Source organism: Streptomyces sp. H27-C3, from assembly GCF_030063415.1.
GTDB lineage: Bacteria > Actinomycetota > Actinomycetes > Streptomycetales > Streptomycetaceae > Streptomyces.
Genome location: NZ_JASITA010000002.1, coordinates 135,049 through 149,114, shown reverse-complemented (window position 1 = coordinate 149,114; position 14,066 = coordinate 135,049). Strand labels below are relative to the sequence as shown.

At 71.3% G+C, this 14,066-nt stretch carries 12 protein-coding genes and 1 riboswitch; of the genes, 10 read left to right on the top strand and 2 right to left on the bottom strand.

Annotation, left to right across the window (positions count from 1 at the left end):
* The first annotated feature begins 101 nt into the window (after window positions 1-101).
* The 3 genes from QMK30_RS02005 to QMK30_RS01995 all read left to right on the top strand — a co-directional run bounded on the left by QMK30_RS02005 (window position 102) and on the right by QMK30_RS01995 (window position 3,330).
* Window positions 102-845 (top strand): HNH endonuclease family protein, encoded by a 744-nt coding sequence (locus tag QMK30_RS02005; protein ID WP_283515348.1) that lies wholly within the window; start codon window positions 102-104, stop codon window positions 843-845.
* 257 nt (window positions 846-1,102) lie between these two features.
* Window positions 1,103-1,795: a hypothetical protein gene (locus tag QMK30_RS02000; protein ID WP_283515347.1), complete on the top strand. Its 693-nt coding sequence runs from the start codon at window positions 1,103-1,105 to the stop codon at window positions 1,793-1,795.
* Window positions 1,792-3,330: a serine/threonine-protein kinase gene (locus tag QMK30_RS01995; protein WP_283515346.1), complete on the top strand. Its 1,539-nt coding sequence runs from the start codon at window positions 1,792-1,794 to the stop codon at window positions 3,328-3,330. The genes QMK30_RS02000 and QMK30_RS01995 overlap by 4 nt, the downstream gene beginning before the upstream one ends.
* Window positions 3,331-3,400: 70 nt before the next feature.
* Here the strand turns inward: QMK30_RS01995 and QMK30_RS01990 are convergent, their stop codons facing one another.
* Entirely contained in the window at window positions 3,401-4,321 is a 921-nt protein-coding gene (locus QMK30_RS01990) for a class I SAM-dependent methyltransferase (RefSeq protein WP_283515345.1), read from the bottom strand.
* 64 nt (window positions 4,322-4,385) lie between these two features.
* The gene (locus QMK30_RS01985; RefSeq protein WP_283515344.1) at window positions 4,386-6,929 is read right to left on the bottom strand and encodes a YfhO family protein; all 2,544 of its coding nucleotides are present in this window, start codon (window positions 6,927-6,929) and stop codon (window positions 4,386-4,388) included.
* Between the two features lie 207 nt (window positions 6,930-7,136).
* On the opposite strand from QMK30_RS01985, the gene QMK30_RS01980 reads away from it, so the two are divergent.
* From QMK30_RS01980 to QMK30_RS01950, 7 genes are all read left to right on the top strand, one after another.
* The gene (locus tag QMK30_RS01980) at window positions 7,137-8,105 is read left to right on the top strand and encodes a glycosyltransferase family 2 protein (protein WP_283515343.1); all 969 of its coding nucleotides are present in this window, start codon (window positions 7,137-7,139) and stop codon (window positions 8,103-8,105) included.
* A 65-nt stretch (window positions 8,106-8,170) separates the two neighbouring features.
* The gene (locus QMK30_RS01975; RefSeq protein ID WP_502963050.1) at window positions 8,171-8,596 is read left to right on the top strand and encodes a GtrA family protein; all 426 of its coding nucleotides are present in this window, start codon (window positions 8,171-8,173) and stop codon (window positions 8,594-8,596) included.
* Window positions 8,597-8,656: 60 nt separating this feature from the next.
* Window positions 8,657-9,313, top strand: a complete 657-nt coding sequence (locus tag QMK30_RS01970; protein WP_283515341.1) for a SurA N-terminal domain-containing protein — start codon at window positions 8,657-8,659, stop codon at window positions 9,311-9,313.
* A gap of 61 nt (window positions 9,314-9,374) precedes the next feature.
* The gene (locus QMK30_RS01965; RefSeq protein ID WP_283515340.1) at window positions 9,375-10,349 is read left to right on the top strand and encodes a nucleoside triphosphate pyrophosphohydrolase; all 975 of its coding nucleotides are present in this window, start codon (window positions 9,375-9,377) and stop codon (window positions 10,347-10,349) included.
* Between the two features lie 141 nt (window positions 10,350-10,490).
* Window positions 10,491-11,795 carry a cytochrome P450 family protein gene (locus QMK30_RS01960; RefSeq protein ID WP_502963045.1) on the top strand — a complete coding sequence of 435 codons (1,305 nt, stop codon included), beginning with the start codon at window positions 10,491-10,493 and terminating at the stop codon, window positions 11,793-11,795.
* A 112-nt stretch (window positions 11,796-11,907) separates the two neighbouring features.
* The gene (locus QMK30_RS01955; RefSeq protein WP_283515338.1) at window positions 11,908-12,864 is read left to right on the top strand and encodes a LysM peptidoglycan-binding domain-containing protein; all 957 of its coding nucleotides are present in this window, start codon (window positions 11,908-11,910) and stop codon (window positions 12,862-12,864) included.
* Between the two features lie 261 nt (window positions 12,865-13,125).
* A riboswitch (cyclic di-AMP (ydaO/yuaA leader) is annotated at window positions 13,126-13,297 on the top strand.
* Between the two features lie 3 nt (window positions 13,298-13,300).
* Window positions 13,301-14,014, top strand: a complete 714-nt coding sequence (locus QMK30_RS01950) for a transglycosylase family protein (protein ID WP_283515337.1) — start codon at window positions 13,301-13,303, stop codon at window positions 14,012-14,014.
* Window positions 14,015-14,066 lie beyond the last annotated feature (52 nt).

Genomic DNA, 14,066 nt, shown 5'->3' with positions numbered 1-14,066 from the left:
GCCCCCTTTCGGGAGGGTGACCCCTCTGCGGGAGGGTGGCGGCCCGTAGGATCCAGGGAGTCAGCTCACTCCCTCGGTCAGGACGGCCCGCCTTGCCGCGCATGCTCAGGAAAGCCGCTCCCGTCGCGTTGCTCACCGCCGCTCTTGCCCTCACCGGCTGCACCGAGGGCGGTGTGGGCGACCTGGGCGACGGGAGCAGCGGGTCGAGCGGGCAGGGCGGCGGCCCGGCGGGGGAACCCGGGTCCGCGCTGGCCGCCGTGCAGAAGCTCACCGTCAAGGGGCGCGCCCCCAAGACCGGATACGAGCGCGAGGAGTTCGGCCGGGCCTGGGCCGACGCCGACGACAACGGTTGCGGGACGCGCGACGACATCCTCAAGCGGGACCTGACCGGTGAGCGCTTCAAGGCCGGGGTCAGGGGCGGGGACTGCGAGGTCGTGTCCGGGACGCTCACGGACGACCCGTACACCGGGCGACGCGTGGAGTACGTGCGCGGACGCAGCAAGGTCGATATCGACCACCTGGTCGCGCTCTCCGACGCCTGGCAGAAGGGCGCCCAGCAGTGGGGCCGCAGCAAGCGCGTCGCGCTCGCCAACGACCCGCTGAACCTGCTGGCCGTCGACTCCTCGGCCAACCGCCGCAAGAGTGACGGCGATACGGCGACCTGGCTGCCCGGCAACAAGGAGTACCGCTGTACGTACGTGGCGCGACAGGTCGCTGTGAAGAAGAAGTACGAGCTGTGGGTGACCGGCGCCGAGCGGGACGCCATGAAGCGCGTGCTGTCGGGCTGCCCCGACGAGCGGCTGCCCGCGGGCGGCGGACCCACCGAGGCACCGGCCGGCCTCTGAGGGCTCTTTTTCTGTGCGCGCTGTGCCGAGCTCCGCCGATCCGTGCCGTGCTGATCAGAGCCCGGTGAAGCGACCGGCGGACGGACAGTGAGCCGAGCCACATCGGTTCCGTACAACCCAGGGGCCGTTGTCGGTGTCGGTGTATACGCTCGTAGTGCGTTCGCTCGCGCTTCGCCGTCCAGGTCCGGGCCCGCGTCCCGGTGCACGTCCCCGCTCACGTCCCCGTTCTCGCCCCACCAGGTCTTCCAGGAGCAGCCATGCACGGCTCCGGCGCCGCGCCGCCCGCCCGTAATGACGGTGCCGTCATCGGCCTGCGGGTGCTGTTCACCCTCTGCGGGGCGCTGAGCTGCGGCCTGCTGTCCTGCGTGCCGCTGTTCAGGATCGCGATCCTGCGGGGCAGGGGGCTCGACTGGGTCCTCGCCTGGGGGAGTCTGCCCCTATCCTTCGCCGCCCTCGGTGTGGTCGGTTCGCTGCCCGAGAAGGACCCCAGGACCGATGTCGCCGTGGTTTTCGTGCTGCTGCTCGGCATGGCGAGCGCCGCGTACTTCCTGGTCTTCGACATCCGGCACCACAAGCGGGCGCGGGCGCTCGGCGCACCGGACCCCTACGGGCCGTACAGCAACACGGTCCCGCAATACGGCTCGTACCCGAACCAGATGCCGAACCAGGTCCGGAATTCAGCGCCGAACCAGCTCCCGAACCAGACCCCGAACCCGGGCCCGCCCCCGAATCCGTACGCGAACACCCCGGCCCCAGGGCCCTCGTACGGCTACCCGGCGACACCGCCCCCGCAGCAGCAGCCCCAACAGCAACGTCCGCAGCAGCCCCAGCGCCTCGACCAGGTCCGCGCCGAGCTCGACGAGCTCAGCGACTACCTCCGCAGGGACAGCGGCAGCGGCAACAGCGGTGGTGGCAGCGGTGGCGGCAGCCGCGACGGTGAAGGCCGGTGAACGGGCGGATCATCGCCGGGCGCTACGAGCTGGCCACCGTCATCGGCCAGGGCGGCATGGGCCAGGTCTGGACGGCGTACGACCAGCGCCTCGACCGCCGCGTCGCCGTGAAGCTGCTGCGCCCCGACCGGATGGCCGCCGCCACCGCCGCCGAGGACATGCGCCGCCGCTTCGTGCGCGAGTGCCGCGTCACCGCCCAGGTCGACCACCCCGGCCTGGTCACCGTCCACGACGCGGGCAGCGACAGCGACGACCTGTACCTCGTCATGCAGTACGTCGACGGGATCGACCTCGCCGACCACATCGCGAAGCACGATCCGTACCCCTGGCAGTGGGCCGTCGCGGCCGCCGCCCAGCTGTGCGCCGTGCTCTCCGCCGTGCACGCGGTGCCGATCGTCCACCGCGACCTCAAGCCGCGCAACATCATGGTGAAGCCCGACGGCACACTCACCGTCCTCGACCTCGGCGTCGCCTCCGTCATCGACACCGACACCACCCGCCTCACCCACACCGGATCACCCATCGGCAGCCCCGCCTACATGGCACCCGAGCAGGCGATGGGCGGCGCCGTCGGCCCGTACACCGACCTCTACGCACTGGGCGTGGTGCTGCACGAACTCCTCAGCGGGAACGTGCCGTTCGCGGGATCGACCGTCCTCGGTGTGCTGCACCGCCATCTGTACGAGGCGCCGGTCCCCGTCCGCCAACTGCGCCCCGAGATCCCGCAGCCGCTCGAAGCGCTCGTCCTGCGGCTGCTCGCCAAGGACCCGCAGCACCGGCCGGCCTCCGCCCAGGTGGTCTACGAGTCGCTCGTCCCGCTCCTGCCCGCCCCCGCCCCCGCCGTGCCCGCGCGCCCGCTCGACCCGACCCGCCCCTTCCTGCGCCCGCACGCCCCCTGGCCCGACCGCGTCTCCGCGCCGCCCGCCGCCCAGCCCACACCCACGCCCGCGCAGCCCGACATCGCGGGCGCCGTCGACGAGGTCAAGCAGCTACTCGGCGAGGGGCGGATCACCCAGGCCGTGGACATCCTCGGCGGGATCCTGCCGGCCGCCGCCGCCCAGCACGGCGAGCGCTCCCCGGTCGTGCGCATCCTGCGCAAGCAGTACGCGGCGACGCTGCTCGACGACGGGCAGTACCGCCGCGCCCTGCCCGAGCTGCGGCGCCTCGCCGACGACCGGGCCGCCGACGCGGGACCCGGCGACCCGCAGGCGCTCCAGTTCCGTTACGACGCCGCGCAGTGCCTGGAGCAGCTCGGCGAGCCGGCCGCGGCCCTCACCGAGTACCGCGGCCTGCTGCCGTACTACGAGAACCAGTACGCGACCGGCGCGCCCGGCACGGTCGACCCGACCGCCCGCGCCTTCGAGCTGCGCAACCGCATCGCCCATCTGCTGCTCGCGGTGGGCGATCACGCGTCGGCGCACGGCCAGTTGCAGTCCCTGCTCTACGACGCCGAGCGGGTGTACGGCGTGTACCACCCCCTGCCGGCCGAGGTGCGCCGCTCCCTCGACCGGCACCAGCAGATGCGCGGCGCGTAGCGCCGGCGCGCGGCGCTCAGGGGGTGTGCGGCCCCCAGGGGGTGTGCGGCCCCCAGGGGGTGTGCGGCGCTCAGCCCGCGCGCAGGAACGCGGACGTGGCGACCCTGCCCAGCATCGTGAGCCTGCTGCCGCCCGCCGCATGTTTGTCGAACGCGTCCTTGACGCCGGGCCAGCGCCCGTCGCCGTAGTCGTCGAGGACTACGATCCCGCCGGGCGCGGCGATCAGCTCGGCCCACTCCAGGTCGGCCAGCACCCCTTCGAAGGAGTGGTCGCCGTCCACCACGATCACGCCGTACCGGCGGTCGGAGATCTCGGAGCGCACCTCGGGGTCCCCGGAGAAGCCCTGCCGGATCCGGGCCTCCGTGCCCGAGCGGCCGCCGCCGAGCGCCAGGTTGGCCCGTACGACGTCCTCGCGCACCGGAGTGCCCGTCGGCTCCTCGTAGTCGGTGGTGCCCGGCTGGAGCTGGGTGCCCGCGAGCGGATCGACGATCGTCAGCCTCGCCTCGATGCCCGTCCGGTGCAGCATGCGCATCAGCGCCGCCGCGAACAGCCCGTGCAGCGTGCCGATTTCCAGCACGTCGAGAGCTTCGTCGTCCCTCGGCGCGAGCAGCGGAATGGTGGCCAGCTTGCCGCACACATTGGACGTGCCGCCCGCCATCCGGCCCACCCCCAGCGCCTCCAGGGCCACCACATTGCGGTAGGCGACGGTGACATTGCGGCGCGCTCGCTCGCCCGCGTCCGTCACCGCGCCCACTTCGCCCACGAGCGTCTCGATCTGGTCGGGCGTCGGCATCCGGTGTTGGCCGCGCCCGGTGCGGTCGAGCAGCATGCCGATTCCGTACTGCTTGCGCCGGAGCTCGGCCAGGTCCTTGCGGGTGGCTTCGAGATCGCCGCGCAGCTTTGAAGTGGAGCGGGTGATGCGCTGGTCGACGAGCGCGGCGACGGGGCGCAGGGCCCACTTCGTCAGCCGGTTGCTCAGAAGAGATGGCATGGGGGACTCGCCTCTGGCTTCGGTCCTGGGTGCGGGGGGCAGGCGGCCGACCGTACGCCGGAGCTCATGCCGTGCGGGCCAAGGGCCGATGGTCCACGGATGAAGAGTGGGTGTCGTCGTCGTTGCGGGTACGGGAACGGATCCGTGCCGGTACCCGGGGGAGCGCGGCGACCGCGATGAGCACGAGCAGGGAGAGCCCGCCCGCGTACCCGCCGAGCCGCAGGCCCGGCGGGCTGAAGTCGCAGGCCAGTGAGGTGGTTCGGCCGTCGAGGGGGACGGCGACGAGCCCCAGGTAGGAGTCGGCGGGGCGGGCCGCCGAGCCGTGCACCGCGCAGCTCCAGCCGGCGATGCGCGGCATGGCGAAGACGGCGGTTCCCCGGGCGCCGGGCGGCAGTTCGGCCCGTACGCCACTGTCCGAGACCCGGACGGAACTCGCACCGCTCGCACTGAGCGCGGCCACGGCGGAGTCCAGCCGCTCCCGGTCCAGACAGCCGACGCTCCCCGCCGGGAGGTCCGCGACCCCGGCCGTCGGGTTCTTCGACGGGCCCTTCAACGTGATCGCGACGCGGCCGTCGGCGGACACCTTCCCCAGTGGCTGCGTCGCCGCGCGCCGGGCGGGCTGCCCGCCGTGCAGATCGCTCGCCGGGCCCGGGCCGAGCGCGGCCGTGCCGAAGAAGTCGGGCGCCCACAGGAAGACCTCGCTGCCCGCCGGGCACGCGGCCCGCAAGGTCCCGGAGGTCTGCTTCGTGGGCGGCAGCGTATAGACGGATGCTCCGAGCAGCGCTTCCTGGTTGCGGAACGGCGAGGCGCCGAAGCGCGGCGGGGCGCCCGGCGGGCGCATGGTGACCAGGGGCGGCGCGGGCGCGCGGGTCACCGTCACCCCGCGGTCGTCGGGCCGTGAGTGCCCCTGGTGCGGGTCGCGCGGCATGTGTACCCGTGCGCCGACCGAGAACACGGCGTCGGTGACCGGATTGTCGAGGCTCTGCACCGAGCGCCCGCCCGACGTCCAGCCCCCGCCGAGCGCGGCGAGCGTGCGGGTGAGGACGTCGGGAGTATGGCTGCTGTAGTACGACGCGCCCTGGCCGCCGACGACCAACGGGTCGTTGCTGGTGCTCTGTTCACGCCCGGTCTCGGTCCGGAACGCGGGCCACTCGTCCGCCCCCTCCACTGCTTGCGCCTGAAGCCGCTGCCGCTCGCCCCAGGGCGCGTAGTCGTCGAGCTGCCCCAGCCGCCGCCGGTCCGCGTACGCGGTGGTCGCGGCGGCCTGCCCCACCGTCGCCCCCACGAGCAGCACCGCGGCGGCGACCCCGAGGATCCGGCGCCCCCGCAGGTCCGCCCGCGCCGCGAGCAGCACCGCGCCGCCGGCCGCCAGGAGCCCGCCGACGAACAGCGGGTACGTCCAGGCGGTCAGATGCTCGCTGGTCACCGCACCCAACGCGGCCAGGACCAGCACCCCGCCACCACCGAGCAGCGCACGGCGCCCCGGCCAGCCGTACGAGACCGACACCCACCCGGCGATCACCAGGATCCCGGCGAGCACGAAGGTCTGCCGGTACGGGCTGCCGTTGGGCGTCGCGAAGACGTGCCACACCAGATGGGTCGGCCCCCACTGCATGGACACAGCCACGGCCACCGCGAGCAGCGTCCAGGCCCGCCGCTCGCGCCGGGGCGCCGCCCGGTTGAACACCAGGGTGCAGGCAAGCAGCAGCGCGCCGGTGCCGACGAACACGGCGGGCGTGAAGAAGCTGTATGTCGCAGGGAGCAGCCGGGCCAACACGTCGGACCAGCCGGACGGTGCGAACTGCCGCGTCCAGCCCGGATAGGCATGGGTCGACCCGAGAAAGACGACGGCCAGGACGGGCGCGGCCAGACCGATGCCGAGCAGGGTGGTGCAGGCGGCCCTCAGTAGGACCCGTAGGCGCGCGCCGGCCGCCTGCTCCTCGTCGAGGAGCAGCCGCAGCACAAGGACCAGCGTGGCCCCCAGCGTCGCCATGTACGCAGTGTAGAAGTTCGCGACCCACGCCAGGGACACGAGCACCGGGCCCAGAACGCGATGGCGGCCCGTACGCGCCCACTCACCGACCAGGCACAGCAGCGGGAAGGCGATCAGACCGTCCATCCACATCGGGTTGTAGATCGCCTCGGCGACGGCCCAGCCGCACAGCGCGTACGACGCCCCCAGGACTCCGGCGACCCACCACCGGCTGCCGCCCTCGCGCAGGGCGAGCAGCAGCACGGTCATGGCGGCGGCGGCCACCGCCATCTTCAGGACGGTGATCACGTACACCGCCAGGTCGATCTCGTCCCTGGGGAAGACGCCGACGAGCAGGGCGAAGGGGCTGCTGACGTATGTACCGATGTCGGCCAGGAAGCTGGTCCCGTACCCGGACTGCCAGTTGAGCAGCACCCCGCCGTCCGCGCGTCCGCGCAGCAGGTCCCACAGATGCGCGTGGTACGGCACGAACTGGTTCCCGAGGTCATTGACGCTGCGGGTGCGCGGCCCGAAGGGAAAGCTGCGGGCGACGGCGTCACCGGTGCACACGGCCACCACGGTGATCAGCGCGGCGAGCGCCGCGGCCCGGATTCTGAACGCTTTCACGATCGGCATGCCCAACCTTTTACTGTGCGCGATACCGAATAAGCCTGCATGTGACGGAAAAAGAGACCTCCATGACGCTGGGGTGACACCGGCGTGGCAGAAATCCCCACAAAAGCGTCAAGTTCACCCCGTGGTCGCCCGCACTTCATTCGAATGCGCGAAACCCGTCACATCCGGGAGCTGTTCTTCCCTGACTGCTTCGATCCGGGGAGAGCCGTGCTCATCTCAATTGTCGTGCCGTGCTTCAACGAAGAGGAGATCATTGGCCGCTTCCACGAGCGTGTGACCAAGGAACTCGGCGATCTCGGCCACCCCATCGAGCTGGTCTATGTGGACGACGGGAGCAAGGACCGCACGCTCGCGATCCTTCAGGAGATCGCCCGGTCCGACCCGCGCACCCGCTATGTCTCCTTCAGCCGCAACTTCGGCAAGGAGGCGGCCATGCTGGCGGGCCTGCGCGGCGCGTCCGGCGACGCGGTCGTCGTCATGGACGCCGATCTCCAGCACCCGCCCGAGCTGGTCCGCCGCATGGTGGCCCTGCGCGAGCAGGGCTTCGACCAGGTGGTAGCCCGCCGGACCAGAAAGGGGGACAGGGTCACGCGTACGCTGACCGCTCGTGCGTACTACCGGCTCATCAACCGCCTGGTCGACGTCGAGCTGGTCGACGGCGTCGGGGACTTCCGTATGCTCTCGCGCCGCAGCGTCGACGCCGTGCTCGAACTCACCGAGTACAACCGCTTCTCCAAGGGCCTGTTCGCCTGGGTCGGATTCACCACCGTCACCTTCGAGTACGAGAATGCCGTGCGCGAGGAGGGCCGCTCCAAGTGGACCTTCTCGAAACTGCTCAACTACGGACTCGACGGTCTGCTTTCCTTCAATGACAAACCGCTGCGGGCCGCGCTCTATCTCGGCATCGTTCTCCTCGGCATCGCCATGGCGTACTCGACATGGATTGTCGGTGTCACTCTCGTGAACGGCGTGGAAACCCCCGGCTATGTGACGCTCCTGGTCGCTCTCACCGCGCTCGCCGGAGTGCAGATGATGATGATCGGAGTCGTCGGAGAATATGTCGGGCGTATCTATTACGAGGTGAAACGCCGCCCGCACTTCCTGGTGCAGGAAACCAATGTCGACGGCGCGCCCGGCGCCTCGCTGCCGCAGAACCGGGAGCTCGTCCACCGATGACCCGCCCGCCGACGACTCCGCCGGAGGCGTCCCGTGCGTCGTCCCGTGCGGCGACGCTTCGCCAGCTGATCAGGTTCGCCCTGGTGGGAGTGGTCAACACCGGCACGTACTACGGGTGCTATCTGCTGCTCCTGCCGTGGCTGCCGTACGTCGCCGCGCACGTCATCGCCTTCGGGATCAGCATGACCGGCTCGTTCTTCCTCAACTGCCGCTTCACCTACAACACCCGCCCCACCTGGCGGAAGTTCCTGCTGTTCCCGCTCACCAATGCGGCGAACTTCGTGATCACCACCAGCGGCGTCTACCTCTTGGTGGACGTCTTCCACTACGGCAGCACGTACGCCCCACTGATCGCCGCGTCCGCCGCGATCCCGATCACCTTCGTTCTCTCCCGGACGATCATGCTCAGCGGCACGTCCCAGAACAGCGCATCCACGAACACGAGCGAATCGTTGGGCGAATCAGTGGCCCGGACCACTCCGACTGCCTAACATCGATCATCGCAAGGTCGTTCGTTGCACTGCCGCACGATCACCGCCGGGAGGCCCCCTTTGCACCGCCGCCGTCGCACCGCGCTCTCCGTCTCCACCGCACTGCTGGTCGCGGCGCCGTTCCTCGCCGCCTGCGGCAATGACGCGCACCCAGGAGCGGCAGCCGTCGTCGGCGGCGACCGCATCGAAGTCTCCGCGCTCCAGTCGAAGGTCAAGGACGTTCGCGAGGCCCAGCAGGCGTCCCCGCAGTCCGCCCAGCTCATCGGCGCGACCGGCCAGCTCGGCCGCGCCAAGCTCTACGACCTGATCGTCGACCGGGTCGTGCAGCGCGCGGCGGACGATGCCGGCGCGGGCGTGACCCGTAAGGAGATCCAGGCCGCCCGCGCGGGCGCGGCGCAGGAGTCGCAGGGCGAGGAGCAGCTCGCCGCGACCTACCTCCAGCAGCGCGGCATCGCCCCGGACCAGATCAACGACGCGATCCGCAGGGACGTCCTGGTGGGCAAGCTCGCAGCGGCGCTCGGCGCGAGCAACACCCCCGAGGGCCAGCAGAAGGTGAACGCCGCCTTCGTCGCCGCGTCCAAGGCGCTGCACATCGACGTCAACCCGCGCTACGGCAGCTGGGACGACAAGAAGATGCAGCTCGGCGACTACAAGACCCCATGGATCACCCAGGTCACCAAGGAAGAGGCCGCGCCGCCCCCGCAGCCGGGCGCGTAGCCGCGATCGCGGGCGGAGGGCGCGTGGCAGGACTGTCGTACGGCCGGGGTAGTTTCGAGTGGTGACCACCGAGACACCCGCCGCCCCCGGCCGCATCGTCCTTCTCACCGCCAGCCACCGCGTCGCGCCCGGACTGCTGTCCTGGCCCGCCTGGCAGACGCTGCACGCCGCGGACCGGGTGCTGTGCTCCGACGCGGGCCACCCGCAGCTGCCGTATCTGCGCGAGGCGGGTGTCACCGTCGAGCAGGTGGCCCCGACCGCGCAGGAGCTGGTCGACGCGTGCGCGGGCGGCCGGACCGTCGTGGTGCTGCCCTCCGGCGAGGGTGACCAGGCCCTGACCGACGGCATCTCCCGGCTGGCCGGATCCGGCCGCGTCCAGATGCCCGACCTGGAGCTGCTCCCCGGCTCGTACGACCTCCCCGGCGCCCGCCTCCTCGATCTGGTCCAGGTCATGGACCGGATCCGTGTCGCCTGCCCGTGGTCGTCCCAGCAGACGCACCAGGGCCTCGCGAAGTACGGCATCGAGGAGGCGTACGAGCTCGTCGAGGCGATCGAGGACGGTGACCGCGACGAGCTGCGCGAGGAGCTCGGCGACGTACTGCTGCAGGTCGTCTTCCACGCCCGCATCGCGCAGGAGGGTGGCCCGGAGGAAGGGGACGAGCCCTTCTCGATCGACGACGTCGCGGCGACCATCATCGACAAGCTGATCCACCGCCACCCGCATGTCTTCGGCGACGAGACCGCCGAGACTCCCGAGGACGTGAAGGAGCACTGGCTGCGCACCAAGGCGGAGGAGAAGCAGCGCGACTCGATCACCGACGGCGTCCCCCTCGGCCAGCCGGGTCTGGCACTCGCCGCGAAGCTGTCCTCGCGGGTCCGCCAGGCGGGGATCGACATCGCGCTCCCGACGGGCGAGGGCATCGGGTACGAGCTGCTGGCCCTGGCGGTACGGGCGGAGGCGTCCGGCACCGACCCGGAGGCCGCCCTGCGCGCGGCGGCCCGCACCTACTGGGACGCGATCCGCGCGGCGGAGTAGGAACTCGGCCTGCCCCGGGGCGGCACGGGGGCAGAGGCACCGGCCGGGTTGCGCCCGGCTCGGGCACGCGCGGGGCCGCATGGCGCCGACCGGGCACGCGCCAGGTCCGCATGGCGCCGACCGGGCACGCGCCAGGTCCGCATGGCGCCCGGGTCGGGCCGGCGCCGCGCGCCGGATACGGTCGACGGCGTGCCGCACCAGCAGAACCTCCCCGCGTCCGCGCCCGAACTCTTCACCTGGGAGTTCGCCACCGACCCGTACCCCGCCTACGCCTGGCTGCGCGAGCACGCCCCCGTGCACCGCACGACGCTGCCCAGCGGGGTCGAGGCCTGGCTGGTGACGCGGTACGCCGACGCGCGCCAGGCGCTCGCCGACCAGCGGCTCTCCAAGAACCCGGCCAACCACACCGGGACCGCGCACTCCAAGGGGAAGACCGGCATCCCCGGAGAGCGCAAGGCCGACCTGATGACGCATCTGCTGAACATCGACCCGCCGGACCACACCCGGCTGCGGCGGCTGGTGGCGAAGGCGTTCACGCCGCGCACGGTGGCCGCGTTCGCGCCCCGGGTGCAGGAGCTGACGGACCAGCTGATCGACGCCTTCGTGGAGAAGGGGGAGGCCGACCTCATCCACGACTTCGCCTTCCCGCTCCCCATCTACGCGATCTGCGACCTGCTCGGTGTGCCGCGCGAGGACCAGGACGACTTCCGTGACTGGGCCGGGATGATGATCCGGCACGGCGGCGGGCCGCGTGGCGGCGTCGCGCGGTCGGTGAAGAAGATGCGCAACTACCTCGCCGAACTGATCCACCGTAAAAGGGAAGAACCGGGCGACGACCTGATCTCGGGTCTGATCCAGGCGAGTGACCACGGTGAGCATCTGACGGAGAACGAGGCCGCCGCGATGGCCTTCATCCTCCTCTTCGCGGGCTTCGAGACGACGGTCAACCTCATCGGCAACGGTGTGTACGCGCTGCTGCGCAATCCGGTTCAGCGCGAGCGTCTTCAGCGTGCCCTCGCCGAGGGGGACACGGAGCTGCTGGCGACCGGTGTCGAGGAACTCCTGCGCTACGACGGTCCGGTGGAGCTCGCGACCTGGCGGTACGCCACCGAGCCTGTGACGCTCGGCGGCCAGGACATCGCGGCGGGCGACCCCGTCCTGGTGGTGCTCGCCGCCGCCGACCGTGACCCCGAGCGGTTCAACGACCCGGACACGCTGGACCTCTCACGGGCCGACAACCAGCACCTCGGGTACGGGCACGGCATCCACTACTGCCTCGGCGCGCCGCTCGCGCGGCTGGAGGGGCAGACCGCGCTCGCGACCCTACTGCGGCGTCTTCCCGACTTGCGGCTTGCGGTGGATCATGACGATTTGCGCTGGCGTGGGGGCCTCATCATGCGCGGACTGCGCACGCTGCCGGTCGAGTTCGGGATGAAACAGGAGTGACAGGACGTCAATTATGAGACCTTCACGTGATCTCTGCTGCATCGACTTGTAACAAACGTTCGAGTACGGCTACCTTCACCGTCATCTCAGCCGTCACTCGAAAGGCAACCGCATGCTCTCCGCGAACGGCCGGCACCGCCGCCCGCGCCAGGCTCCGGCCCTCGTCGTAGCGGCGGGAGTCGCCGGCTCGGCCATCGCCATCCCGCTGCTCGGCGCCTCCACCGCGGGCGCGGCCGAGGCCGCGACCTGGGACAGGGTCGCCGAATGCGAGAGCGCCGGCATGTGGAGCGCCGACCTCGGCAACGGCTACTACGGCGGGCTGCAGTTCTCCCAGGACACCTGGAAGGACTTCGGCGGTACGGAATACGCGCCGCGCGCCGACCTCGCCAGCCGCTCGCAGCAGATCCAGATCGCGGAGAAGGTGTTCGCCGACCAGGGTCCGCAGGCCTGGCCCAGCTGCTCGGCGATCTCGGGCCTGGCGAAGGGCGACAACGCCGCACCTGGTGACGGCGCGACCACGGCGCCTACGCCGTCCGAGGCCCCGGACTCGACCCAGGCCGACGGGCCCGAGGGGACGGAGGGATCGGCCGAGGTCCCGGCGAAGCCGGAGGCGGACGACTCCGCCAAGTCCGCCGACACGTCGGAGTCCGCGGACCCGACCGAGCCGCTCGCGTCCGAGAAGCCCTCCCAGGCCCCCCGGACGCCCGCGGAGAAGTCCGCCACGCCCACCACCGAGGAGGGCACGCCGCAGGGCAAGCACCGCGGCGGGAAGGCCGAGGAGCCGGGTGCGACCGCCGAAGCCGACGCCGGAAATGCGGATGAATCGCGCGAATCGGGTGAATCGGGCCGTCACGCCTCGCGTGGTGACGGATCGGCACGCGACGCGGAGGGCGCCGCCACCCCGGACGGCGAATACGTCGTGCGCGCCGGTGACAGCCTCTGGACCATCGCCGACTCCCACGACGTCTCTGGCGGCTGGTCGGCGATCTATGAGGCGAACGAGACCGTCGTCGGCTCCGACGCGGACCTCATTCGCCCCGGCCAGAGCCTCGATCTGACCGCGAAGTAGGGGTAGTTCGCGGCTGAATGTCCGGTTTGGAGGCAGTGAGACAAGGGTCTCTTCGCCCCAGCTGGTGTGTTCCGCCGAGAAGCCCTCCTCGCGTCACCTCTGACCTGCACGGATGCCCTTGCCGCAGAAGCAAGTAAGGGTGGTATCTCCCTGATGTTCGTCTTTGGACATCAGGGAGTCGTGTGTTTACGGTCGGACCGCTCGCCACCGCGGGCCCCGTCGACCGTCACGCCGAATCCTGCCGTCGGTCGGGGGGAACCGACGCGTAAAGCGCCGTAGGCAGGAGCGGGGGACCCAGGTAAGCGCCGGGCCCGGCCGTCGAGAGACGAACCGGAACCGGCTAGGGGTAAAGCTGCGCACCAGTACGTGCAGCCGGGCAACTCACTTGGCCCGAACCCGACAGCTCACCTCGTAGGCGTCGGTGAGGAGATGTCACATGCTGTTTTCCAGCAAGGCCAAGCACCGTCGCCCGTCCAAGGCCACCCGTGTCGCCGCGCTCGCCGGCATCAGCGGCGCTGTCATCGCCGCCCCGCTGATGGGCGCGTCCTCTGCCTCGGCGGCCTCCGTCGAGACGTGGGACGCCGTCGCCCAGTGCGAGTCCGGCGGCAACTGGTCCATCGACACCGGCAACGGTTACTCGGGCGGCCTGCAGTTCTCGCCGTCCAGCTGGGCCGCCGCAGGCGGTACGCAGTACGCCCCGAGCGCCGCCCAGGCCTCCAAGAGCCAGCAGATCGCCGCTGCCGAGCGTCTCCTCGACCTCCAGGGCCCGGGCGCCTGGGCCTGCGCCGGCGCCGGTGGCCTCACCAACGACGGTGTGGACCCGAACGTCGACACCTCCGGCTCGCAGAAGCAGGCCGAGCCGCAGCAGGAGCAGGAGCAGCAGCAGGAGCAGCAGCAGGCCGCCCCGCGCGCCGCCGAGCAGCCCGCCTCGCGCAGCGAGGTCCGCTCCGCGCCGAAGGCCGAGTCCAAGCCCGCCGCCCCGATCAAGAAGGGCGACGGCGAGTACAAGGTCAAGGCCGGCGACACCCTCGGCAAGATCGCCACCGCCGAGAAGGTCAAGGGCGGCTGGGACAAGGTCTTCGAGCTGAACAAGGACATCGTCACCGACGCCGATGTCATCTACCCGGGCCAGCAGCTGCACCTCAAGTGAGCTCGATTCTGAGCAGCTGAGCGGCTGAGGGGCTCGCCCCACAGAACCACCC